Genomic DNA, 18,364 nt, shown 5'->3' with positions numbered 1-18,364 from the left:
ATCGCCGGCAAGCCGGCTCCCACATGGATCACACCGAGCTCTGTGGGAGCCGGATGGATCACACCGCGCTCTGTGGGAGCCGGCTTGCCGGCGATAAGGCCCTCGAATTCAGCGCTGGCAGCGCGGGCAGTACACGCTGGCCCGCTGCCCCAGCTTCACCTCGCGCAAGGTCGTGCCGCACAGCTTGCACGGCATCCCGCCCCGCCCATAGACGAACAGTTCCTGCTGGAAATACCCCGGCTGCCCGTCGCCACCGATGAAATCGCGCAAGGTCGTTCCGCCCTGCTCGATGGCCGCCGCCAGCACGCGCTTGATCTCGATGGCCAGCTTCAGATAACGCGCCCGCGAAATTCCGCCCGCTTCCCGACGAGGGTCGATGCCCGCCGCGAACAGCGCCTCGGTCGCGTAGATGTTGCCCACCCCCACCACCACGGCGTTGTCCATGATGAACGGCTTGACCGCCATCGACCGCCCGCGCGACAGCTGGAACAGCCGTTCGCCGTCGAACAGGTCGGTCAGCGGCTCGGGCCCCAGGCGCAGTAGCAGCTCGTGGTTGAGCGGATCGAGGCTCCAGAGCATGGCGCCGAAACGCCGTGGGTCGGTGTAACGCAACATCAGCCCCGACTCCAGCTCGATGTCGACATGCTCATGCTTGCCCGCCGGCAGCCCCACCTCGACCAGGCGTAGGTTGCCCGACATGCCCAGGTGGCTGATCAGCGTGCCCACTTCGGCATTGATCAACAGGTACTTGGCCCGTCGATCGACGCTGACGATGCGCTGCCCGGACAGCCGCACGTCCAGATCTTCGGGGATCGGCCAGCGCAGGCGCCGGTCACGCACCACCACGCGGCTGACGCGCTGGCCTTGCAGGTGCGGCGCAATACCGCGCCGGGTGGTTTCGACTTCGGGTAGTTCTGGCATCGGTCAGTGCCCGCCCAACTCGCGAATGTTCTGTTTGAGGTTCTCGAAGTCGTACTCCGACAAACCGATGTAGTCGAGTACCAGCGGGCCGACCGCCAGCCATTCGTGATCGACGTTCTGGTTGCCCAGCACGCGGTACGAGGCGCAGATGTGCTCCGCCATCTTCAGCACCGCCAGCAGGTTCTTCAGCTGGCTCTGGGTATTGCGCGACGATTCCTCACGGAATACCGCCAGTGCGTTGTGATGATTGGCGATGGCTGCGCTGATGTGCTCCGGCAACCGCCAGGACTTGGCGGTGAAATAGCCGACCACCGAGTGATTGGTGTTGAAGGCGCGGTTCTCGGTATCGACCACCCGGGTATCTGCGTCGGCACAGGCGTAGGCCTGCTCCAGCACGTCCATGTAATTGGGGAAGCGCTTGAGCATCAGTGGCACGCCGCAGTCATGGAACAGCCCAAGGGTGTAGGCCTCGTCCGCCGCCTGGATGCCGGTGCGCTTGGCCAGGGTCAGGCAGGTCATGGCCACGTCCTGGGCGGTGTCCCAGAAGCGGTTGAGAGTAACGATGGTCTCGTCGCTCATTTCGCCTTTGATCGATTGGGCGTTGATCAGGTTGATGATCGAGCGGCTGCCCAGCAGGTTGACCGCCCGCTGGATCGAACCGATCTTGTTGGACAAGCCGAAATGCGGGGAGTTGACCAGCTTGAGCAACGCACCGGAAAGGCCGGGATCCTGGGAAATCAGCTTGGCGATGGTTTCCAGGTCCGGGTCGGGCATGTACTGCTCGAACTGCAGGTCGACCATGATCTGCGGTTGCGGCGGAATGGTGATGCCTTGCAGGGCTTGCTGGATCTGTTCGGCGCTGAGTTCTTGGGACATGCGTGCACACTCCTTGAGGAAGCGGGATTCTAGCACCGGTAGAACCTGTGGGAGCCGGCTTGCCGGCGATGAAGCCAGCACTTTGTCGAGCCCCGCCCCAATCCCCGGGCCAACCCGTTATACTCCCGCTCTTTTTTCCCGGAGCGACGTCATGTCCCTGCCCAGCCTTCGCCTCAAAGCCAATGCCGACCGCCGCCTGCGCGCCGGCCACCTGTGGGTCTACAGCAACGAAGTCGACGTCACCGCGACCCCGCTGCAAGGCTTCCAGGCCGGCCAGCAGGCGGTCCTCGAGGCTGCCAGTGGCAAGCCGCTGGGCATCGTGGCGCTGAGCCCGAACAACCTGATCTGCGCCCGCCTGCTGTCGCGCGACGCCAAGCTGCCGCTGGACAAGTCGCTGCTGGTGCACCGCCTGAACGTCGCGCTGTCGCTGCGTGAGCGCCTGTTCGACAAACCGTGCTATCGCCTGGTTTACGGCGACTCCGACCTGTTGCCGGGCCTGGTGGTCGACCGCTTCTTCGACATCCTCGTGGTCCAGCTGGCCTCGGCCACCATGGAGCTGCACAAGGATGACGTGATCGCCGCCCTGGTACAGGTCCTCAAGCCAAGCGGCATCTTGTTCAAGAACGACTCCGCAGCCCGCGATGCCGAAGGCCTGCAGCGCTATGTCGAAACCGTCTACGGCGAAGTGCCGGACTGGGTGCCCCTGGAAGAGAACGGCGTCAAGTTCGAAGCCCCGGTCCGCGAAGGGCAGAAGACTGGCTGGTTCTACGATCACCGCATGAACCGCGCGCGCCTGGCGCCCTATGTCAAAGGCAAGCGCGTCCTCGACCTGTTCAGCTACATCGGTGGCTGGGGTGTGCAGGCCGGTGCATTCGGCGCCAGCGAAGTGTTCTGCGTCGATGCCTCGGGCTTTGCCCTGGACGGCGTCGAGCGTAACGCCGCGCTCAATGGCATCAGCGAGAAGCTGACCTGCATCGAAGGTGACGTGTTCGAGGCCCTGCGCGAGCTGAAGGCCGCCGAAGAGCGTTTCGACGTGATCATTGCCGATCCACCCGCCTTCATCAAGCGTAAGAAAGACCTGAAAAACGGCGAAGCGGCCTATCGCCGCCTCAACGAACAGGCCATGCGCATGCTGACCAAGGACGGCATCCTGGTCAGCGCCTCGTGCTCGATGCACCTGCCCGAGGACGACCTGCACAACATCCTGCTGACCAGCGCCCGCCATCTGGACCGCAACCTGCAGCTGCTCGAGCGCGGCGGCCAGGGTCCGGACCATCCGGTGCACCCGGCCATTGCCGAAACCCGCTACATCAAGAGCATCACCTGCCGTCTGCTGCCCAACAGCTAACTGGCAATCAAGGAAAGGGGCCGCATTTGCGGCCCCTTTTTCGTTTCCAGTGCAGTGCTCACTTCCCCAGGTCATGCACCACGTGATGGTTATTGGCGATGACGTTGGCAATCAACGACTCTCCGGGAAAGTCCGCCATGATGATGCCGACGGTCCGCTTGCTCGTTCCCATCGCGTTCAGCTCCTTCAGATCGTCGCGCGTCAGTACATTGGTACCTTCAAAGGAAATGGTGCACACCCGCAGCACACAGGTCGTTCTGGGAAAACTCGTGTACCAGGCGACGTCACCTACCGAAATGAGCCCTGTCGCCAGCCTGGGAGCGTCCGTGGCAGGCGAAACATGCCCGCTGGCGACGAAATAGGGGAAGGCACCCACGCTGCCGGACAGGTAGTTCACATAGAACCTGTCCGGGTCGCCCGCGGCCGCGCGGTAGAGCTGATGCATGACCTTGATGTACTTCTCGTGCAGGTCCCAGTTGGTGGCCAGCGCGTAGGCATCCTGGACGTCGAAATTGCCATAGCTGAGCCCGTAGGGGTTCAGGTTGGAAACATTGGAAAGCACCACGAACTTGCCACGCGCCTCGCCTAGCGTGACGTTGCTGCGCGGGGCCTGCAGGTGAGTGCTGGAAAACTGCTTCATGTAGCGGTCGAATACTTCCGCCAAGCTGGCGGTTGCATTGCTGTCCGCCTGGTGTTCTTCCCGGACCCGGAAGAGCACGGTCTCGCTGGGGTTGGCCTGGAGAAATCGCTCGATCGAGCGCAATGCCGAGCCGAACATCTTGTCGAGAAAGATCGGGCCATGATGCAGGGCCAAGGCATCACCGGTGCGCCGCAAACGCAGGTCGAACACCCTGATGCCGTATTTCAGCTGGTCATCGAAGTTGAGTGACTGGGTGACAACGATGTCATCGAGGATCGGAAACAGCTGCTTGTCGAACGTTGAAGAATCATGGGTACCCGGCAATGCCAGTTCACTCAGTTTCACGTCGTCACGTATCGCGCTCATCCAGTCGCTCTTGTCGGTGAACGGGTCAAGCGCACTGTGTGAGTAGGCGTCGTCCGGGTGTGCCTGGGCCGCTGTGGCCAGGCACAAAAGCAGGCCGCAGAAGCAGCCGAGTGGGTAGATCGCTCGCATGATCAGATCCTCTGGAGGGCGATTGGCACTCGCCACGCTAAGGACCATGCGCTGCAAAAGGCGCTAGATAGTTAGTGGGCCACACGACCACACCTCGGCTAACGTGCGCTTACTCGTTCCCTCGCCGCGCCAGCGGTGTAGAATCGGGCTATTCATCGCCAGTCATCCCCCGGCGGGTTTATGAGCTCTGGCCAAGCACGCGGCGATCCCGTAGTGTCTTCGGCCCCCATCCGTGCCAGTGGCAACCGGCCTGCGGTGCAAAGGACAAGAGAAGCTCACTTCCCTTTTTGTGACCTGATTCAGCCGCCAGGAGTGCTTCATGCCTGATTATCGTTCCAAGACCTCCACCCAAGGCCGCAACATGGCCGGCGCCCGTGCCCTGTGGCGCGCCACCGGGATGAAGGATGAAGATTTCAAGAAACCGATCATCGCCATCGCCAACTCGTTCACCCAGTTCGTCCCGGGTCATGTGCACCTGAAGGACCTGGGCCAGCTGGTCGCCCGCGAGATCGAACGCGCCGGTGGCGTGGCCAAGGAATTCAACACCATCGCGGTCGACGACGGCATCGCCATGGGCCATGACGGCATGCTCTATTCCCTGCCGAGCCGCGAGATCATCGCCGACGCCGTGGAATACATGGTCAATGCCCACTGCGCCGACGCCATCGTCTGCATCTCCAACTGCGACAAGATCACCCCCGGTATGCTGATGGCCGCCCTGCGCCTGAACATTCCGGTGATCTTCGTCTCTGGCGGCCCGATGGAAGCCGGCAAGACCAAGCTCGCCAGCCACGGCCTGGACCTGGTAGACGCCATGGTCATCGCCGCCGACTCCTCGGCCTCCGACGAGAAAGTCGCTGAGTACGAGCGCAGCGCCTGCCCGACCTGCGGTTCCTGCTCCGGCATGTTCACCGCCAACTCGATGAACTGCCTGACCGAAGCCCTGGGCCTGGCCCTGCCGGGCAACGGTTCGACCCTGGCCACCCACGCCGACCGTGAGCAGCTGTTCCTCACCGCCGGCCGCACCATCGTCGAGCTGTGCAAGCGTTACTACGGCGAGAACGACGAGTCGGTGCTGCCGCGCAGCATCGCCAACTTCAAGGCGTTCGAGAACGCCATGATGCTCGACATCGCCATGGGCGGTTCCACCAACACCATCCTGCACCTGCTCGCCGCAGCCCAGGAAGGCGAGGTAGCGTTCGACCTGCGCGACATCGATCGCCTGTCGCGCAAGGTGCCGCAGCTGTGCAAGGTGGCGCCGAACATCCAGAAGTACCACATGGAGGACGTCCACCGCGCCGGTGGCATCTTCAGCATCCTCGGCTCGCTGGCCCGTGGCGGCCTGTTGCACACCGACTTGCCGACCGTGCACAGCCGCAGCATGGAAGAAGCCATCGCCAAGTGGGACATCACCCAGACCGATGACGAAGCGGTGCACACCTTCTTCAAGGCCGGCCCGGCCGGTATCCCGACCCAGACCGCGTTCAGCCAGTCGACCCGTTGGGAAACCCTCGACGACGACCGCGAGAACGGCTGCATCCGCAGTTTCGAACACGCCTACTCGCAAGAAGGCGGCCTGGCCGTGCTGTACGGCAACATCGCCCTGGATGGATGCGTGGTGAAGACCGCCGGTGTCGACGAGTCGATCCACGTGTTCGAAGGCAATGCGAAGATCTTCGAAAGCCAGGACAGCGCCGTGCGTGGCATCCTCGCCGATGAAGTGAAGGCCGGTGACATCGTCATCATCCGTTACGAAGGCCCGAAAGGCGGCCCGGGCATGCAAGAGATGCTCTACCCGACTTCGTACTTGAAATCGAAAGGCCTGGGCAAGGCTTGCGCCCTGCTCACCGACGGCCGCTTCTCGGGCGGCACCTCGGGCCTGTCCATCGGCCACGCCTCGCCAGAAGCTGCCGCGGGCGGCGCCATTGGCCTGGTGCGCGACGGCGACAAGGTGCTGATCGACATCCCTAACCGCTCGATCAACCTGCAAGTCAGCGATGAAGAGCTGGCGGCGCGTCGCGTTGAGCAGGACAAGAAGGGCTGGAAACCGGCCGAAGTGCGCCCGCGCAAGGTGACCACCGCGCTGAAGGCCTACGCCCTGCTGGCGACCAGTGCCGACAAGGGTGCTGTGCGGAACAAGGCGATGCTGGAAGGGCTGTGAGGCTCTGAAGGTGTGAAGCGAGAACCGGCGCCTTGAGCGCCGGTTTTTTTTGCCTGTACGGGCCCTATCGCCGGCAAGCCGGCTCCCACAGGTTCATGCAGCGCTGCAATCACTTGTGGGAGCCGGCTTGCCGTCGACAGGACCGCTGCAGGCAGCAGACACCTACTGAATCTGCTCCGGCGTCACGATTACCCAGTTCTTGTCCGCCGTCACCGGCAACCCTTCCTTGGCCTGGGCCGCCGCATGCTTGGCGATCATCCCGTTGAGCTGATCCATGTACTTGGCCTTGCGGTTTATCCACAGGTGGATACCGCCCTTGTCCACATCCACGCCATGGAACTGCATGTAGCCATCGCTGGTTGGCGTGTCCCCACCCACCAGCACCGGCTTCTTCCATTCATCGATATAAGTGAGGATGGCCGCCTGCTTGCCGGCCATCCAGGTGGCAGGCGTCCATAGGTAGGGCGTCAGCTCCAGGCCTTCGTTGGCCTTGGCATCGTAGTGCCCGGCGCTGATCTGCTTGCGCGCCGTGGTCAGCTGGCCGCTGGTGCGGTCCTTGAGCAGCAGGCTGACGCCAATCACATTCTCGGGCTTTACGTTGTAGCCGTACTTGGGGTCCGAGGCGACCATGCGCACCAGTTCTTCCGAGGCGGCCGAGATCACGTAGACCTCGATCCCGTTCTCCATCAGCTTGTTGTACAGCTCGGCCTGGCCGGTAAAGACCTTGGGCGGCTGCACCTCGATCGGCTTGACCTGGTCACCCTCGAAATAGGTGCTGGGCACTGGCTTGCCCGATGCCATCAGCTCGTCGACCTGGGCCTTGAGCTCCTTGAGAGTGAAGCCGGAGAAAACCTGAGCCACCCACGGGTAGCAGACCATGTCGTCGATCTCGCACAGTCGGTAGTAGTAGCTGAACAGGCTTTCCTTGTGCTCGGCGGTGTCCTTGAACGGGATCAGCTTGAGCGAAGGATCGAGTTTTTCACGGGTCAGCAGCCCCTTGTTCTCCATGAAGGGCAGCAGCGCCTCCTCGAGGTCGTAGCGGTAGCTGGTGTTGTCCATGTCGAAAACCGCGTAGTTACCCTTGTTGGCATTGGCGGCGATCATGGCATCGAGCTGCTTGGCAGCTTCTGCCGGCCAATGCTTGAGCTCGGCGGCCCAAGTTTCGACACTGAACAGCAAGGACAGGCCGATGACGATGGCTCTCGGAGCGAACTTCATGTGCGAATCTCCTGAAATGATCCGGAAAAATTAGTCCAGGAAAGCCCACCAAGAGCCCCTCATAGCGACCTTTGAACAGCCATAAACGCCGCGTTTATTGCTATTTGCGACAGGGCGTTATTCCATATGCGACTAAGCAAATTACTTTTGGGTATAAATTCGTTTGTTTTCAGGCTGTTAGCATTTCCGTTCGCAATCGCTCACAGAGGCGATGCCTCTTCTGCTTTTTCCTGGAGCTTCAATGAACCTGCCGCTGTCTCTCAACCTGCTGGCGTTCCTGGCCTTGCTGCTGGGCCTGGCGCAAACCCGCCGTACCGACTGGAGCCTGGCCAAGAAGGTCTTGCTCGGCCTGGTGCTGGGCGTGGTCTTCGGCCTGGTGCTACACACTGTCTACGGCGCCGGCCACCCGGTGCTCAAGGCCACCATCGGCTGGCTCGACCTGGTCGGCAATGGCTACGTGGGCCTGCTGCAGATGATCGTCATGCCGCTGATCTTCGCCTCGATCCTCAGCGCCGTGGCTCGCCTGCACAACGCCTCCTCGCTGGGCCGCATCAGCGTGCTGAGCATCGGCACACTGCTGCTGACCACCGCCATCGCCGCGCTGATCGGCGTGGCCCTGACCAACCTGTTCGGCCTGAGCGCCGAAGGGCTGGTGGCCGGCGCACAGGAAAGCGCTCGCCTGCAGGCCATCCACAGCGACTACGCCGGCAAGGTCGCCGACCTCAACATCCCGCAGCTGCTGCTGTCGTTCGTGCCGAGCAACCCGGTGGGCGACCTGGCGCGGGCCAAGCCGACCTCGATCATCAGCGTGGTGATCTTCGCCGTGTTCGTCGGCCTGGCGGCGCTGCAACTGATCAAGGACGATGCCGAGAAAGGCGGGCGCGCCTTGTCGGCCATCGACACCCTGCAAGCCTGGGTGATGCGCCTGGTGCGCCTGGTGATGAAGCTGACCCCTTACGGCGTGCTAGCGCTGATGACCAAAGTGGTGGCCAGTTCCAACTTCGACGACATCCTCAAGCTGGGCAGCTTCGTGGTGGTGTCGTACATCGGCCTGGGCCTGATGTTCGTGGTGCACGGCATCATTCTCGCCATCACTGGGGTCAGCCCGCTGCGTTTCTTCCGCAAGGTCTGGCCGGTGCTGACCTTCGCCTTCACCAGCCGCTCCAGCGCGGCCAGCATCCCGCTGAACATCGAGGCGCAGACACGCCGCCTGGGCGTACCGCAGTCGATCGCCAGCTTCAGTGCCTCGTTCGGCGCGACCATCGGCCAGAACGGCTGCGCCGGCCTGTACCCGGCGATGTTGGCAGTCATGGTGGCGCCAGCGGTGGGCATCGATACCTTCGACCCATTGTGGATCGCAACCCTGGTGGCGATCGTCACCCTGAGTTCGGCCGGTGTCGCCGGCGTGGGTGGTGGGGCGACCTTCGCCGCACTGATCGTGCTGCCGGCCATGGGCTTGCCGGTGGAGCTGGTGGCGCTGCTGATTTCGGTTGAGCCGTTGATCGACATGGGCCGCACGGCGTTGAACGTGAACGGTTCGATGACAGCGGGGGTAGTGACCAGCCAGTTGCTGAAAGAGACTGACAAAGATGTGCTTGCCGGTGACGAGCACGCCGAGTTGAGCCATAGCTAAAAATAGACAGGGGCTGCACATGCAGCCCCTGCTCTTTCAAACCTTTTCCCACACCTCAAAGTGATATGCAGGCTTATCCACTTCGACCTGCGCCTCAGTCGATACCCGCCGCCACTGGGCCTGGTCGAACTCCGGGAACCACGCATCCCCGTCCGGCGCCAACTCCACGCGCGTCAGGTACATGCGGCTGACCAGCCCCTTCTCCAGCGCCTGTGCATACAGCTGCGCCCCGCCAATCAGCATCAACTCGTCAACGCCCTGCTCCCGCGCCCACTGCTCGGCTCGCACCAGCGCCGCTTCCAGCGAAGCGAACACCTCGGCACCTGCCAGTTGCAGCCCCGGCTGGCGGCTGACCACGAGGTTCAAGCGCCCCGGCAGCGGCCGGCCGAGGGAGTCCCAGGTCTTGCGGCCCATGATGATCGGCTTGCCCAGGGTGGTGGCCTTGAAGTACTTGAAATCCCCCGGCAGATGCCAGGGCATGGAGTTGTCGATGCCGATCACGCGGTTCTCGGCATGCGCCGCGATCAGGCTGAGGGGGAGTGATGTATTCATGCCCGCGAGGATAGCACCCGGCGTGTGGGTTATGCTTCTGCCCTGAACCGTGCAATGGAAGACCTTGTGACTGCACTGACTGCTCTGGACAAACGCTGGCTCACCGAAGCGGTGCGCCTGCGCGAAGAACACGCCGGCCCCCTGGAAGATCAGGAGGCCAATCGCCACGCCCGTCAGCAGGGCGGCGACCTGGCGGCGCGCATCGAAGCGCGCGCGTTGTTCCTTGCCGAACGTGACGGCATCGCCACTGCCCTGCGCCACTGGAAGCAAGGCGCTCGCCTGGCGCTGCTGGCGTTGCTGCTGATGGCCGTGCTCAGCGGCGCGGGCCTGGCTTTCGCCGCTCTTGGTGACGGGCAACGCCCGGTCAACGTGTTCTGGGCCCTGGGCAGTCTGCTCGGGCTGAACCTGCTGTTGTTGCTTGGCTGGGCCGCCGGGCTGGCGTTGAGCGGTGAAAGTGGCGCCAGCCTGGGGCGCCTGTGGTTATGGCTGAGCGAACGCTTCGCTCGTGATGCCAAGGCTGCGCACCTGGCACCAGCCCTGCTGGTGCTGCTGCAGCGCCAGCGCCTGAACCGCTGGCTGCTCGGCATGCTGGTGCACGGCCTGTGGCTGCTGGCAATGCTCAGCGCGCTGGTGCTGCTGCTGGCCTTGCTCGCCACCCGGCGCTATGGCTTCGTCTGGGAAACTACCCTGCTCGCTGCCGAGCCGTTCATTCAACTGACCCGCGCACTCGGCGCGCTGCCCTCGCTGCTCGGCTTCGCGGTGCCCGACGAGGCCATGATCCGCGCCAGCGGCGACACCCTGCCAGCGCTGGACCTGGCCCGCCAGGCATGGGCCAGCTGGCTGCTCGGCGTCGTTCTGGTCTATGGCCTGCTGCCGCGCCTGGTGCTGTTCGGGCTGTGCCTGTGGCGCTGGCGTCAGGGCCGTCAGCGGCTGGCCCTGGACCTCAGCCTGCCCGGCTATGCGCAACTGCGCGAACCCCTGATGCCTCGCAGCGAGCGCATCGGCGTGCAGGATGCCGCGCCCGAGGCGTTACCGCAGTTCCAGGCCGGCCAGCTGGACGCTGGCAGCAGCGGTGCCTTGCTGGTCGGCCTGGAGCTGGACGACCAGCGCCCGTGGCCGCCCACCCTGCCGAAGACAGTGACCGATGCCGGCGTGCTCGACAGCCGTGAGTCGCGCAACAAACTGCTCGAACAACTCAGCCGCTTCCCTCCTGCTCGCCTGGCCATCGCCTGCGACCCCCGCCGCTCGCCGGACCGGGGCAGCCTGGCGCTGCTCGCGGAGCTGGCGCGCAACGCCGGCGCCACCCGCATCTGGCTGCTGCAGGCAGCTCCGGGCCAGGCCCTGGACGCCGAGCGCCTGGGTGACTGGCACGAGGCGCTGGACCGCCTCGGCCTGCCCCATGCCGACACCTCGCCCCTGACCTGGCTGGAGCATGGCCATGACTGAGCCGCTGAAACTGGCCGTGGTCGGCCATACCAACGTCGGCAAGACTTCGCTGCTGCGCACCCTCACCCGTGACGTCGGTTTCGGCGAAGTGTCCCACCGCCCCAGCACCACGCGCCACGTGGAGGGCGCGCGGCTGTCGGTGGATGGCGAGCCGCTGCTGGAGCTCTACGACACCCCCGGCCTGGAAGACGCCATCGCCCTGCTCGATTACCTGGAGCGCCTGGAGCGCCCCGGCGAACGCCTGGACGGCCCGGCACGGCTGGAGCGTTTCCTTCAAGGCAGCGAGGCGCGCCAGCGTTTCGAGCAGGAGGCCAAGGTGCTGCGCCAGTTGTTGTCGAGCAATGCCGGCCTGTATGTGATCGACGCACGCGAGCCGGTGCTGGCCAAGTACCGCGACGAACTGGAGGTATTGGCCAGTTGCGGTAAGCCGCTGCTGCCGGTGCTCAACTTCGTCGCTAGCAGTCAGCACCGCGAGCCACAGTGGCGTGAAGCCCTGGCACGACTAGGCCTGCACGCACTGGTGCGCTTCGACAGCGTGGCGCCGCCCGAAGATGGCGAGCGCCGCCTGTACGAAAGCCTCGCCTTGCTGCTGGAGGAAGCCCGCCCGGCCCTGCAACGGCTGATCGACGACCAGCAAGCGCAACGCTTGGCCCGCCAGCACAGCGGCAAACGCCTGATCGCCGAGCTGCTGCTCGACTGCGCAGCCTGCCGGCGTAGCGTGGCTGCCGAACCAGCGGCGCAAGCCAAAGCCATCGAAGCACTGCGCCAGGACGTGCGTCAGCGCGAGCAGCGCTGTGTCGAAGCGTTGCTCAAGCTGTACGCATTCCGCCGCGAGGATGCCAATGCGAGTGACCTGCCGCTGCTCGACGGGCGCTGGGGCGATGACCTGTTCAACCCCGAAACCTTGAAGCTGCTGGGCGTGCGCCTGGGCAGCGGCGTGGCGGCGGGGGCTGCAGCGGGCGCGGGGGTCGACCTGCTGGTCGGCGGCATCACCCTCGGCGCCGCCGCGCTGGCGGGTGCCATTGCCGGCGGGGCGTTGCAGACCGCGCGCAACTACGGGTCGAGGTTGATGGGCAAGCTCAAGGGCCAACGTGAACTGACCGTGGACGACAACGTGCTGCGCCTGCTGGCCTTGCGTCAGCAGCAGTTGATGGTGGCGCTGGACAATCGTGGGCATGCGGCGCAGGACAGCATTCGCCTGGGGCCGCTGGATGAAAAGGCCTGGCGCGAAGGCAAGCTGCCCGAGGCGTTGCACAAGGCGCGAGCGCATCCGCAGTGGTCGACGCTCAATCCTGGGGCGCGGGTGAACCAGGCGGAGCGGCAGGAGCAGCTGGAAGCGTTGGTCTTGCAGATTTGAAGGTCGAGGCCTGAAACCAACAAGACACCTGTGGCAGCCGGCTTGCCGGCGATAGGGCCCAAACAGGCTATTCGGTTTTTGCCTGCTCCGGCCTCATCGCCGGCTTGCCGGCTCCCACAGGTTGAACTGCTGTTGCATGACACCCCGCACGCTTAAAGCAACGCCAAAGCCTTGCCCTTCAACACCGCCAGATCGATCACCGGCACACCCACTTCCTTGGCCTGCTCGTCCCACTCACGCATCCGCAAGCTCACCTTGAACAGCGGATCCCGCTCGAAGTCATCCGCTTCGGCTTCCGTCATCACCCCTCCCTGGTACTCCAGGGTACGTCGGCTCGCCTCACTCAGCCGTGCGTAATACCCCGGCTGGCGCAAAGTCAGGTAACGCTTGGCCTCCACGTGATACTGCACCAGCCGCGCCATGCGCTCGCTGAAGCCGCAGCGGCGCAGGTACTCGGCACCGATGCGTTCATGGCTGACCACGCCGTAGCCGCCCATGTCCCCTTCACCGCCACACAGGTGGCCAATGTCGTGAAAGAACGCGGCCAGCACCACCTCGTCGTCGAAGCCCTCGGCCATGGCCAGTTGCGCGGCCTGGGACATGTGCTCGAGCTGGGTGATGGCTTCGCCGATGTAGTCGTCGCTGCCGTGGCGCTCGTAGATGGCGAAGGTGTTGTCGATGATCTTGTCGGGAGTGAGCATCGATTGGATTTCCTCAGGTGTAATGTAAGGTGCCTGTCAGTCACTATCGCCGGCAAGCCGGCTCCCACAGCTATAGCACTGTTCCTCATTGTGGGAGCTGGCTTGCCAGCGATCGAGGCCAAAGGCCTCGCGGCGCTTACTGCTGCGCCACCTTCTCCGACTTGCCGTCATAGCGCTTGCGCCACTCGCTCAGGATCTCGTCACGATGCTTCGAGGCCCAGGCAAAGTCGTTCTTGATCAGACGCTGCTCATAGTCAGCCGGCAATTCCGTCTGCGGCTTGGCGATCCCTGGTGCTGCGAGCACCGCGAAGTTCTCCTTGTACAGCTCCATGGCCGCCGGGCTTGCCGAGAAATCGGCCAGGCGCTTGGCCGCATCCGCCTTCGGCGAACCTTTGATCACCGCTGTGGCCTCGATTTCCCAGCCCAGGCCTTCCTTCGGCAGCACGATTTCCAGCGGGGCGCCCTGGCGCTTGAGCTGCACGGCCGGGTACTCGAACGAAATACCGATCGGGAACTCACCCGCGGCCGCCAGCTTGCACGGTTTGGAGCCGGAATGGACGTACTGGCCGATATTCTGGTGCAAGGCGTCCATGTAGGCCCAGCCCTGAGGCTCGCCGAAGGTCTGCAGCCAGGCACTCACATCAAGGAAACCGGTGCCGGAAGAGGCCGGGTTGGGCATGACGATCTTGCCCTTGTACTCGGGCTTGGTCAGATCCTGCCAGCTCACCGGCTTGCTCAAGCCCTGCTTCTCGGCTTCGATGGTGTTGAAGCAGATGGTCGCTGCCCACACGTCCATGCCGACCCAGGCCGGCGGATTGGCGGCATCACGGTAGTTGGCGGAAATCTTGCCCAGGTCCTTCGGCGCATAGGCTTCGAGCATGCCGTTCTGGTCGAGGATGGCCAGGCTGGAGGCGGCCAGGCCCCAGACCGCATCGGCCTGCGGGCGGTCTTTCTCGGCCAGCAGCTTGGCGGTGATGATGCCGGTGGAGTCACGCACCCACTTGATCTCGATATCCGGGTTGGCCTTCTCGAACGCCTGCTTGTAGCTCTTGAGTTGTTCGGCCTCCAGGGCGGTGTACACGGTGAGCTGGGTGCCGGCGGCCGAGGCCTGCAGGCTGAAGACGGCGGATACGGCAGCGGCAAGTGCGAGTGGCTTGAACATGATGCGGTTCCTATCAGTGTGGGCAGTCGGTCAATGGCCGGCAGCGCGTTGGCGCCAGGCCTGGGAGCGGCGCAGCAGGCCGCGGGATGCAGCTGCCAGCAGCAGGGATGCGGCGGCGCTGGTCAGCAGGATCAGGGTGGACATGGCAGCAGCGCCGCCGACGTTGCCGGCATCGTCCATGTTCAGCACGGCGACGGCGGCGAGGATGGTGTCGGGGCTGTACAGGAAGATGGCCGCCGAGACGGTGGTCATTGCCGAGACGAACAGGTAGCGGATGATGTCCAGCAGCGCGGGCAGGCAGATCGGCACGGTGACCCGCACGAAGTGCTTGTACAGCGGCGCCTTGAGCGACAGCGCGGCCGCTTCGAACTCGCCATCGAGCTGGCGCAGCGCGGTGGTCGCGGTCATCTGCGCGGTGGTCAGGTAATGGGCGATGGTGCACACCACCAGCAGCGCCATGCTGCCGTAGAACACATGCAGCGGGTTGCCGGTGAGGTTGAAGAAGAAGACATAACCCAGGCCCAGCACCAGCCCCGGCACCGCCATGGGGATGAAGCTGAGCAGGCGCAGTGCTTGGTTGAGCAGGCGCTGGCCCTGGGTTTTCTCCATCAGGTAGGCGCCGGTGAAGATGACCAGGCTGCCGATCAGCGCAGTGGCAACCGCCATGGTCACGCTGTTCTGATAGGCCAGCCAGCCGCCACCCGCCGTGTCCTCGAACATGTAGTGCTTGAACGACAAGGTCATGTTGTAGGGCCAGAAGGTCACCAGCGACGAGTACACCGCCATGCCGATCACCCCCACCAGCACCATGCACACCAGCAGCACGAGGGCCAGGTAGCAGGCATCACGGCTACGCGAGGGCTTGGGCTCGAACACCTGGGCCCGGCCGCTCATGGCATCGCCCTGGCGGCGGCGCAACCAGGCATCGACCGCAAAGCTCAGCAACGCCGGCACCAACAGCACCATACCGATCAAGGCACCACGGCCGAACTGCTGCTGCCCCACCACCGCCTTGTACGCCTCCAGCGCCAGCACCTGGTAATCGCCACCGACCACGACCGGCACGCCAAAATCGGTGATGGTCAGGGTGAACACCAGGCAGAAGGCCGCGAACACCGCCTGGCGCGTGGCCGGCCAGGTGATGCTGCGAAACGCCCGCCAGGGCCCTGCGCCCATGCTCGAAGCCGCGTCGAACAGCCTGGCGTCGGCCAGCGACAACGCCGAAAGCAGGATCATCAGCGCATGCGGAAAGGTGTAGATGGCCTCACCCAGGACGATGCCCCAGAAGCCATAGATGTTGTCGCTGAGCAGCCCGCGCAGCAGGCCCTGGTTGCCGAACAGGTAGACCAGGGCAATGGCCGGCAGCATCGACGGCGCCAGCAGTGGCAGCAGTGAAATGCCCCGCCACAGGCCCTTGGCCGGGATCAGCGTGCGCTGCAGTGCGTAGGCGAACAGGTAGGCCAGCGGGACCACGATGGCGGCCACTGTGAAAGCCACCGACAGGCTGTTGCCGAGCAGCCAATGGAAGTTGTCGCTGGCGAACAGTGCCTGCGCCGCGAGCAGGCCACCTCCCTGGCCGGCATCACCGCTGAAGCCGCGCCAGAAGATCGCCAGCAATGGCATCAGTACGGCCAACAGCAGAAGGATCAGAAGCAGGCTCTTGCCACCGACGACGAACAGGCGATCACCCAGGGCGACATCATTGCCGGGTGCGCGCTTGGCCTGGGTGAGCGGCAGGGACATTGGCGCGGCCATCTCAGGCGAACACCTGCAGGCTCTGAGGCGGCAGCGCCACCCAGATGTCCTGCGAACCCAGGCGCGGCATGGCTTCCGGCGTCAGCTCGGCGAGCAGGGCGTGGCCTGGCAAGGCCTGGAGTTCGAAGCTCATGCGGCAGCGATTGCCGAGGAAGGTGATCTCGCGCACTTTCGCCGGGAACAGGTTCTCTTCGTGCGCCACCGGATTGACCGTGATCGCCTCCGGGCGGCAGAACAATCGGCCACTACTGGCCCGTGGCGCGCCAGCGGCCAGGCGCATGCTCATGGCGCCGACCTGGGCATGGCTGTCGCCGCTGCGCTGGAACGGCAGCCAGTTGCCCTGGCCGACGAACTCGGCAACGAACGGCGTGGCTGGTTGGTCGTAGATTTCCTGGGGCGTGGCGTACTGCTCGACCTGGCCGTTGTTCATCACGGCGATGCGGTCGGCCATGAGCATGGCTTCATCCTGATTGTGGGTCACCATCAGCGTGGTGATGCCCAGTTGGCGTTGCAGCTGGCGCAGCTCGGTGCACAGGTGCTCACGGACACGGGCATCCAGCGCCGACATCGGTTCATCCAGCAACAGCAGCGACGGGGCCGGTGCCAGCGCCCGGGCCAGGGCCACGCGTTGCTGCTGGCCGCCGGAAAGCTGCCCGGGGTACTTCTTTTCGCTACCGGTCAGGCCCACCAGTTCGAGCATCTCGGCCACGCGCTGGCGGCTCTGCTCGCGGCTGCTGCCGGTCAGGCCGTAGGCAATATTGGCTTCGACGGTAAGGTTGGGGAACAGCGCGTAGGACTGGAACAGGATGCCGTAGTCACGGGCCTGGGGCGGCAGTTCTGAGATATCGCGCTCGCCGATGTACAGCGTGCCACGGTCCTGGCGCTCGAGGCCGGCGATGCAGCGCAGCAAAGTAGTCTTGCCACAGCCGGAAGGGCCGAGCAGGCAGACCAGCTCGCCGGCGGTGATGTCCAGGGAAACGTCGTTCAGCGCGGTGAAGGCGCCGAAGCGCTTGTGGATACCGCGCACTTTCATCTGTGCGCCCGAGGTGACGTGGTTCATGGCAAGGCCTCATCGAAGAGATGGGGCCATGCTAGGAAGGCTGTGCGAAGGTTCTGTGGCTTTGGGGCAAAAGCGAGTGATAGTGGTATAGGCAGATTTTGTAGTGGCTTTGCGCCGACCTTGTGGGAGCCGACTTGCCGGCGATGAAGCCACCGCAGCGCTAGAATTGCGAACCCACCACTTCCTGTGCCACCCCAAGGAAAGCCGCCGGCAAGCGCGCCTGACGCCGCTCCTTCAGGCAATACAGGTACTCATGCATCACCGGCGCATGCTCCAGCGTCAGCACCCGCAGCTCGGGGTTGTGTGGCACCTCGTGCCGGGCAATCACGCTGATGCCGATATTGCGCAGCACCGCCTCGCGGATCGACTCTCGGCTACCAATCTCCAGCAAGGCCCCGGCCTTCACACCGGCCTCCTGCAGCATCTGCTCGGTCAGCTTGCGTGTGGTCGAGCCCTTTTCCCGCACCAACAGACAATGCCCGGCCACCACATCGATGGACACCGTCTGACGGTGCGCCAGCGGGTGATTGCGGTGCACCGCCACCACCAGCGGGTCGGTGCCCAGCACCCGCCGCACAAGTCGGGCATCTTCGAGCAACTGCGACGAAGCGGCGATATCGACGCGGTAATCCTCAAGCATCTCCAGCACCTGCTGTGAGTTGCCGATCTCCACCGCCACTTCCACCTGCGGCAGGCGCTCACGGAAGATCTTCACCAGGTCGAGGATGTAGTAAGGCGCAGTGGCGGCAATGCGCAGGCTGCCCTGGGCATGGCCGCTGTTGCGCAGCTCGAACTCGATGTCGGCTTCCTGCTGCAGCAGCGCCTTGACCATCGGCAGCAGGCGCACGCCCTCTTCGCTCAGCACCAGGCGCCGGCCACCGCGGTAGAAAAGCTCCACCGCGTACTGGCTCTCCAGGTTGCGAATCTGCGTGGTCACCGTGGGCTGGCTGAGCCCGAGCTTCTTCGCTGCCAAGGTGATGCTGCCCAGGCGGGCCACCATGTAGAAGGCTTTGAGCTCGGCACTCAGCATTGCAGGACC

General features: G+C 64.3%; 15 protein-coding genes. 5 read left to right on the top strand and 10 right to left on the bottom strand.

The genetic code is table 11. From position 1 onward, the window contains the following. Nucleotides 1-108 precede the first annotated feature (108 nt). Together mutM and KU43P_RS01315 are read right to left on the bottom strand one after the other, a co-directional pair. Nucleotides 109-921, bottom strand: coding sequence for a bifunctional DNA-formamidopyrimidine glycosylase/DNA-(apurinic or apyrimidinic site) lyase (gene mutM, locus KU43P_RS01320; RefSeq protein WP_317660709.1), 813 nt, complete (start codon nucleotides 919-921; stop codon nucleotides 109-111). A 3-nt stretch (nucleotides 922-924) separates the two neighbouring features. Next, nucleotides 925-1,743: an HDOD domain-containing protein gene (locus tag KU43P_RS01315; protein ID WP_317663698.1), complete on the bottom strand. Its 819-nt coding sequence runs from the start codon at nucleotides 1,741-1,743 to the stop codon at nucleotides 925-927. A gap of 205 nt (nucleotides 1,744-1,948) precedes the next feature. On the opposite strand from KU43P_RS01315, the gene KU43P_RS01310 reads away from it, so the two are divergent. Further along, complete coding sequence (locus tag KU43P_RS01310; protein ID WP_317660708.1) at nucleotides 1,949-3,145, top strand: class I SAM-dependent rRNA methyltransferase; 1,197 nt, start codon at nucleotides 1,949-1,951, stop codon at nucleotides 3,143-3,145. Between the two features lie 58 nt (nucleotides 3,146-3,203). Here KU43P_RS01310 and KU43P_RS01305 read toward each other — a convergent pair whose 3' ends face one another. Then, nucleotides 3,204-4,280, bottom strand: a complete 1,077-nt coding sequence (locus KU43P_RS01305) for a phosphatidylinositol-specific phospholipase C (protein WP_317660707.1) — start codon at nucleotides 4,278-4,280, stop codon at nucleotides 3,204-3,206. A gap of 319 nt (nucleotides 4,281-4,599) precedes the next feature. On the opposite strand from KU43P_RS01305, the gene ilvD reads away from it, so the two are divergent. Further along, the gene (gene ilvD / locus KU43P_RS01300) at nucleotides 4,600-6,441 is read left to right on the top strand and encodes a dihydroxy-acid dehydratase (protein WP_046787021.1); all 1,842 of its coding nucleotides are present in this window, start codon (nucleotides 4,600-4,602) and stop codon (nucleotides 6,439-6,441) included. A gap of 162 nt (nucleotides 6,442-6,603) precedes the next feature. Here the strand turns inward: ilvD and KU43P_RS01295 are convergent, their stop codons facing one another. Beyond that, nucleotides 6,604-7,659 carry a haloacid dehalogenase-like hydrolase gene (locus KU43P_RS01295; protein ID WP_317660706.1) on the bottom strand — a complete coding sequence of 352 codons (1,056 nt, stop codon included), beginning with the start codon at nucleotides 7,657-7,659 and terminating at the stop codon, nucleotides 6,604-6,606. A 241-nt stretch (nucleotides 7,660-7,900) separates the two neighbouring features. Between KU43P_RS01295 and KU43P_RS01290 the strand changes: the two genes are divergently transcribed. Next, nucleotides 7,901-9,292, top strand: a complete 1,392-nt coding sequence (locus KU43P_RS01290; RefSeq protein WP_317660705.1) for an L-cystine transporter — start codon at nucleotides 7,901-7,903, stop codon at nucleotides 9,290-9,292. Nucleotides 9,293-9,328: 36 nt separating this feature from the next. Here the strand turns inward: KU43P_RS01290 and KU43P_RS01285 are convergent, their stop codons facing one another. Further along, the gene (locus tag KU43P_RS01285) at nucleotides 9,329-9,844 is read right to left on the bottom strand and encodes a dihydrofolate reductase (RefSeq protein WP_317660704.1); all 516 of its coding nucleotides are present in this window, start codon (nucleotides 9,842-9,844) and stop codon (nucleotides 9,329-9,331) included. Nucleotides 9,845-9,898: 54 nt separating this feature from the next. Between KU43P_RS01285 and KU43P_RS01280 the strand changes: the two genes are divergently transcribed. Next, the gene (locus KU43P_RS01280; protein WP_317660703.1) at nucleotides 9,899-11,290 is read left to right on the top strand and encodes a DUF2868 domain-containing protein; all 1,392 of its coding nucleotides are present in this window, start codon (nucleotides 9,899-9,901) and stop codon (nucleotides 11,288-11,290) included. Continuing rightward, the gene (locus KU43P_RS01275; protein ID WP_317660702.1) at nucleotides 11,283-12,647 is read left to right on the top strand and encodes a GTPase/DUF3482 domain-containing protein; all 1,365 of its coding nucleotides are present in this window, start codon (nucleotides 11,283-11,285) and stop codon (nucleotides 12,645-12,647) included. The genes KU43P_RS01280 and KU43P_RS01275 overlap by 8 nt, the downstream gene beginning before the upstream one ends. A gap of 152 nt (nucleotides 12,648-12,799) precedes the next feature. Here the strand turns inward: KU43P_RS01275 and KU43P_RS01270 are convergent, their stop codons facing one another. The 5 genes from KU43P_RS01270 to KU43P_RS01250 form a co-directional block, all read right to left on the bottom strand. Beyond that, a complete protein-coding gene (locus KU43P_RS01270) occupies nucleotides 12,800-13,348 on the bottom strand; it encodes a phosphonate degradation HD-domain oxygenase (protein WP_317660701.1) in 549 nt (182 codons plus the stop codon). Between the two features lie 136 nt (nucleotides 13,349-13,484). After that, complete coding sequence (locus tag KU43P_RS01265) at nucleotides 13,485-14,510, bottom strand: putative 2-aminoethylphosphonate ABC transporter substrate-binding protein (RefSeq protein ID WP_317660700.1); 1,026 nt, start codon at nucleotides 14,508-14,510, stop codon at nucleotides 13,485-13,487. Between the two features lie 30 nt (nucleotides 14,511-14,540). Continuing rightward, entirely contained in the window at nucleotides 14,541-16,265 is a 1,725-nt protein-coding gene (locus tag KU43P_RS01260) for a putative 2-aminoethylphosphonate ABC transporter permease subunit (RefSeq protein WP_317660699.1), read from the bottom strand. 1 nt (nucleotide 16,266) lies between these two features. Beyond that, nucleotides 16,267-17,325: a putative 2-aminoethylphosphonate ABC transporter ATP-binding protein gene (locus tag KU43P_RS01255; protein ID WP_317660698.1), complete on the bottom strand. Its 1,059-nt coding sequence runs from the start codon at nucleotides 17,323-17,325 to the stop codon at nucleotides 16,267-16,269. Between the two features lie 160 nt (nucleotides 17,326-17,485). Beyond that, nucleotides 17,486-18,355 (bottom strand): LysR family transcriptional regulator, encoded by an 870-nt coding sequence (locus KU43P_RS01250; RefSeq protein ID WP_317660697.1) that lies wholly within the window; start codon nucleotides 18,353-18,355, stop codon nucleotides 17,486-17,488. Nucleotides 18,356-18,364: the final 9 nt, after the last annotated feature.

The organism is Pseudomonas sp. KU43P, assembly GCF_033095865.1.
GTDB lineage: Bacteria > Pseudomonadota > Gammaproteobacteria > Pseudomonadales > Pseudomonadaceae > Aquipseudomonas.
This window is presented reverse-complemented; position numbering and strand designations above follow the sequence as displayed.

Excerpts from the sequence above, each read along its gene's own strand:
- mutM (WP_317660709.1), bottom strand. The coding sequence starts at position 921 with ATGCCAGAACTACCCGAAGTCGAAACCACCCGGCGCGGTATTGCGCCG.
- KU43P_RS01310 (WP_317660708.1), top strand. The coding sequence starts at position 1,949 with ATGTCCCTGCCCAGCCTTCGCCTCAAAGCCAATGCCGACCGCCGCCTG.
- KU43P_RS01305 (WP_317660707.1), bottom strand. The coding sequence starts at position 4,280 with ATGCGAGCGATCTACCCACTCGGCTGCTTCTGCGGCCTGCTTTTGTGC.
- ilvD (WP_046787021.1), top strand. The coding sequence starts at position 4,600 with ATGCCTGATTATCGTTCCAAGACCTCCACCCAAGGCCGCAACATGGCC.
- KU43P_RS01295 (WP_317660706.1), bottom strand. The coding sequence starts at position 7,659 with ATGAAGTTCGCTCCGAGAGCCATCGTCATCGGCCTGTCCTTGCTGTTC.
- KU43P_RS01290 (WP_317660705.1), top strand. The coding sequence starts at position 7,901 with ATGAACCTGCCGCTGTCTCTCAACCTGCTGGCGTTCCTGGCCTTGCTG.
- KU43P_RS01285 (WP_317660704.1), bottom strand. The coding sequence starts at position 9,844 with ATGAATACATCACTCCCCCTCAGCCTGATCGCGGCGCATGCCGAGAAC.
- KU43P_RS01280 (WP_317660703.1), top strand. The coding sequence starts at position 9,899 with ATGGAAGACCTTGTGACTGCACTGACTGCTCTGGACAAACGCTGGCTC.
- KU43P_RS01275 (WP_317660702.1), top strand. The coding sequence starts at position 11,283 with ATGACTGAGCCGCTGAAACTGGCCGTGGTCGGCCATACCAACGTCGGC.
- KU43P_RS01270 (WP_317660701.1), bottom strand. The coding sequence starts at position 13,348 with ATGCTCACTCCCGACAAGATCATCGACAACACCTTCGCCATCTACGAG.
- KU43P_RS01265 (WP_317660700.1), bottom strand. The coding sequence starts at position 14,510 with ATGTTCAAGCCACTCGCACTTGCCGCTGCCGTATCCGCCGTCTTCAGC.
- KU43P_RS01260 (WP_317660699.1), bottom strand. The coding sequence starts at position 16,265 with ATGGCCGCGCCAATGTCCCTGCCGCTCACCCAGGCCAAGCGCGCACCC.
- KU43P_RS01255 (WP_317660698.1), bottom strand. The coding sequence starts at position 17,325 with ATGAACCACGTCACCTCGGGCGCACAGATGAAAGTGCGCGGTATCCAC.
- KU43P_RS01250 (WP_317660697.1), bottom strand. The coding sequence starts at position 18,355 with ATGCTGAGTGCCGAGCTCAAAGCCTTCTACATGGTGGCCCGCCTGGGC.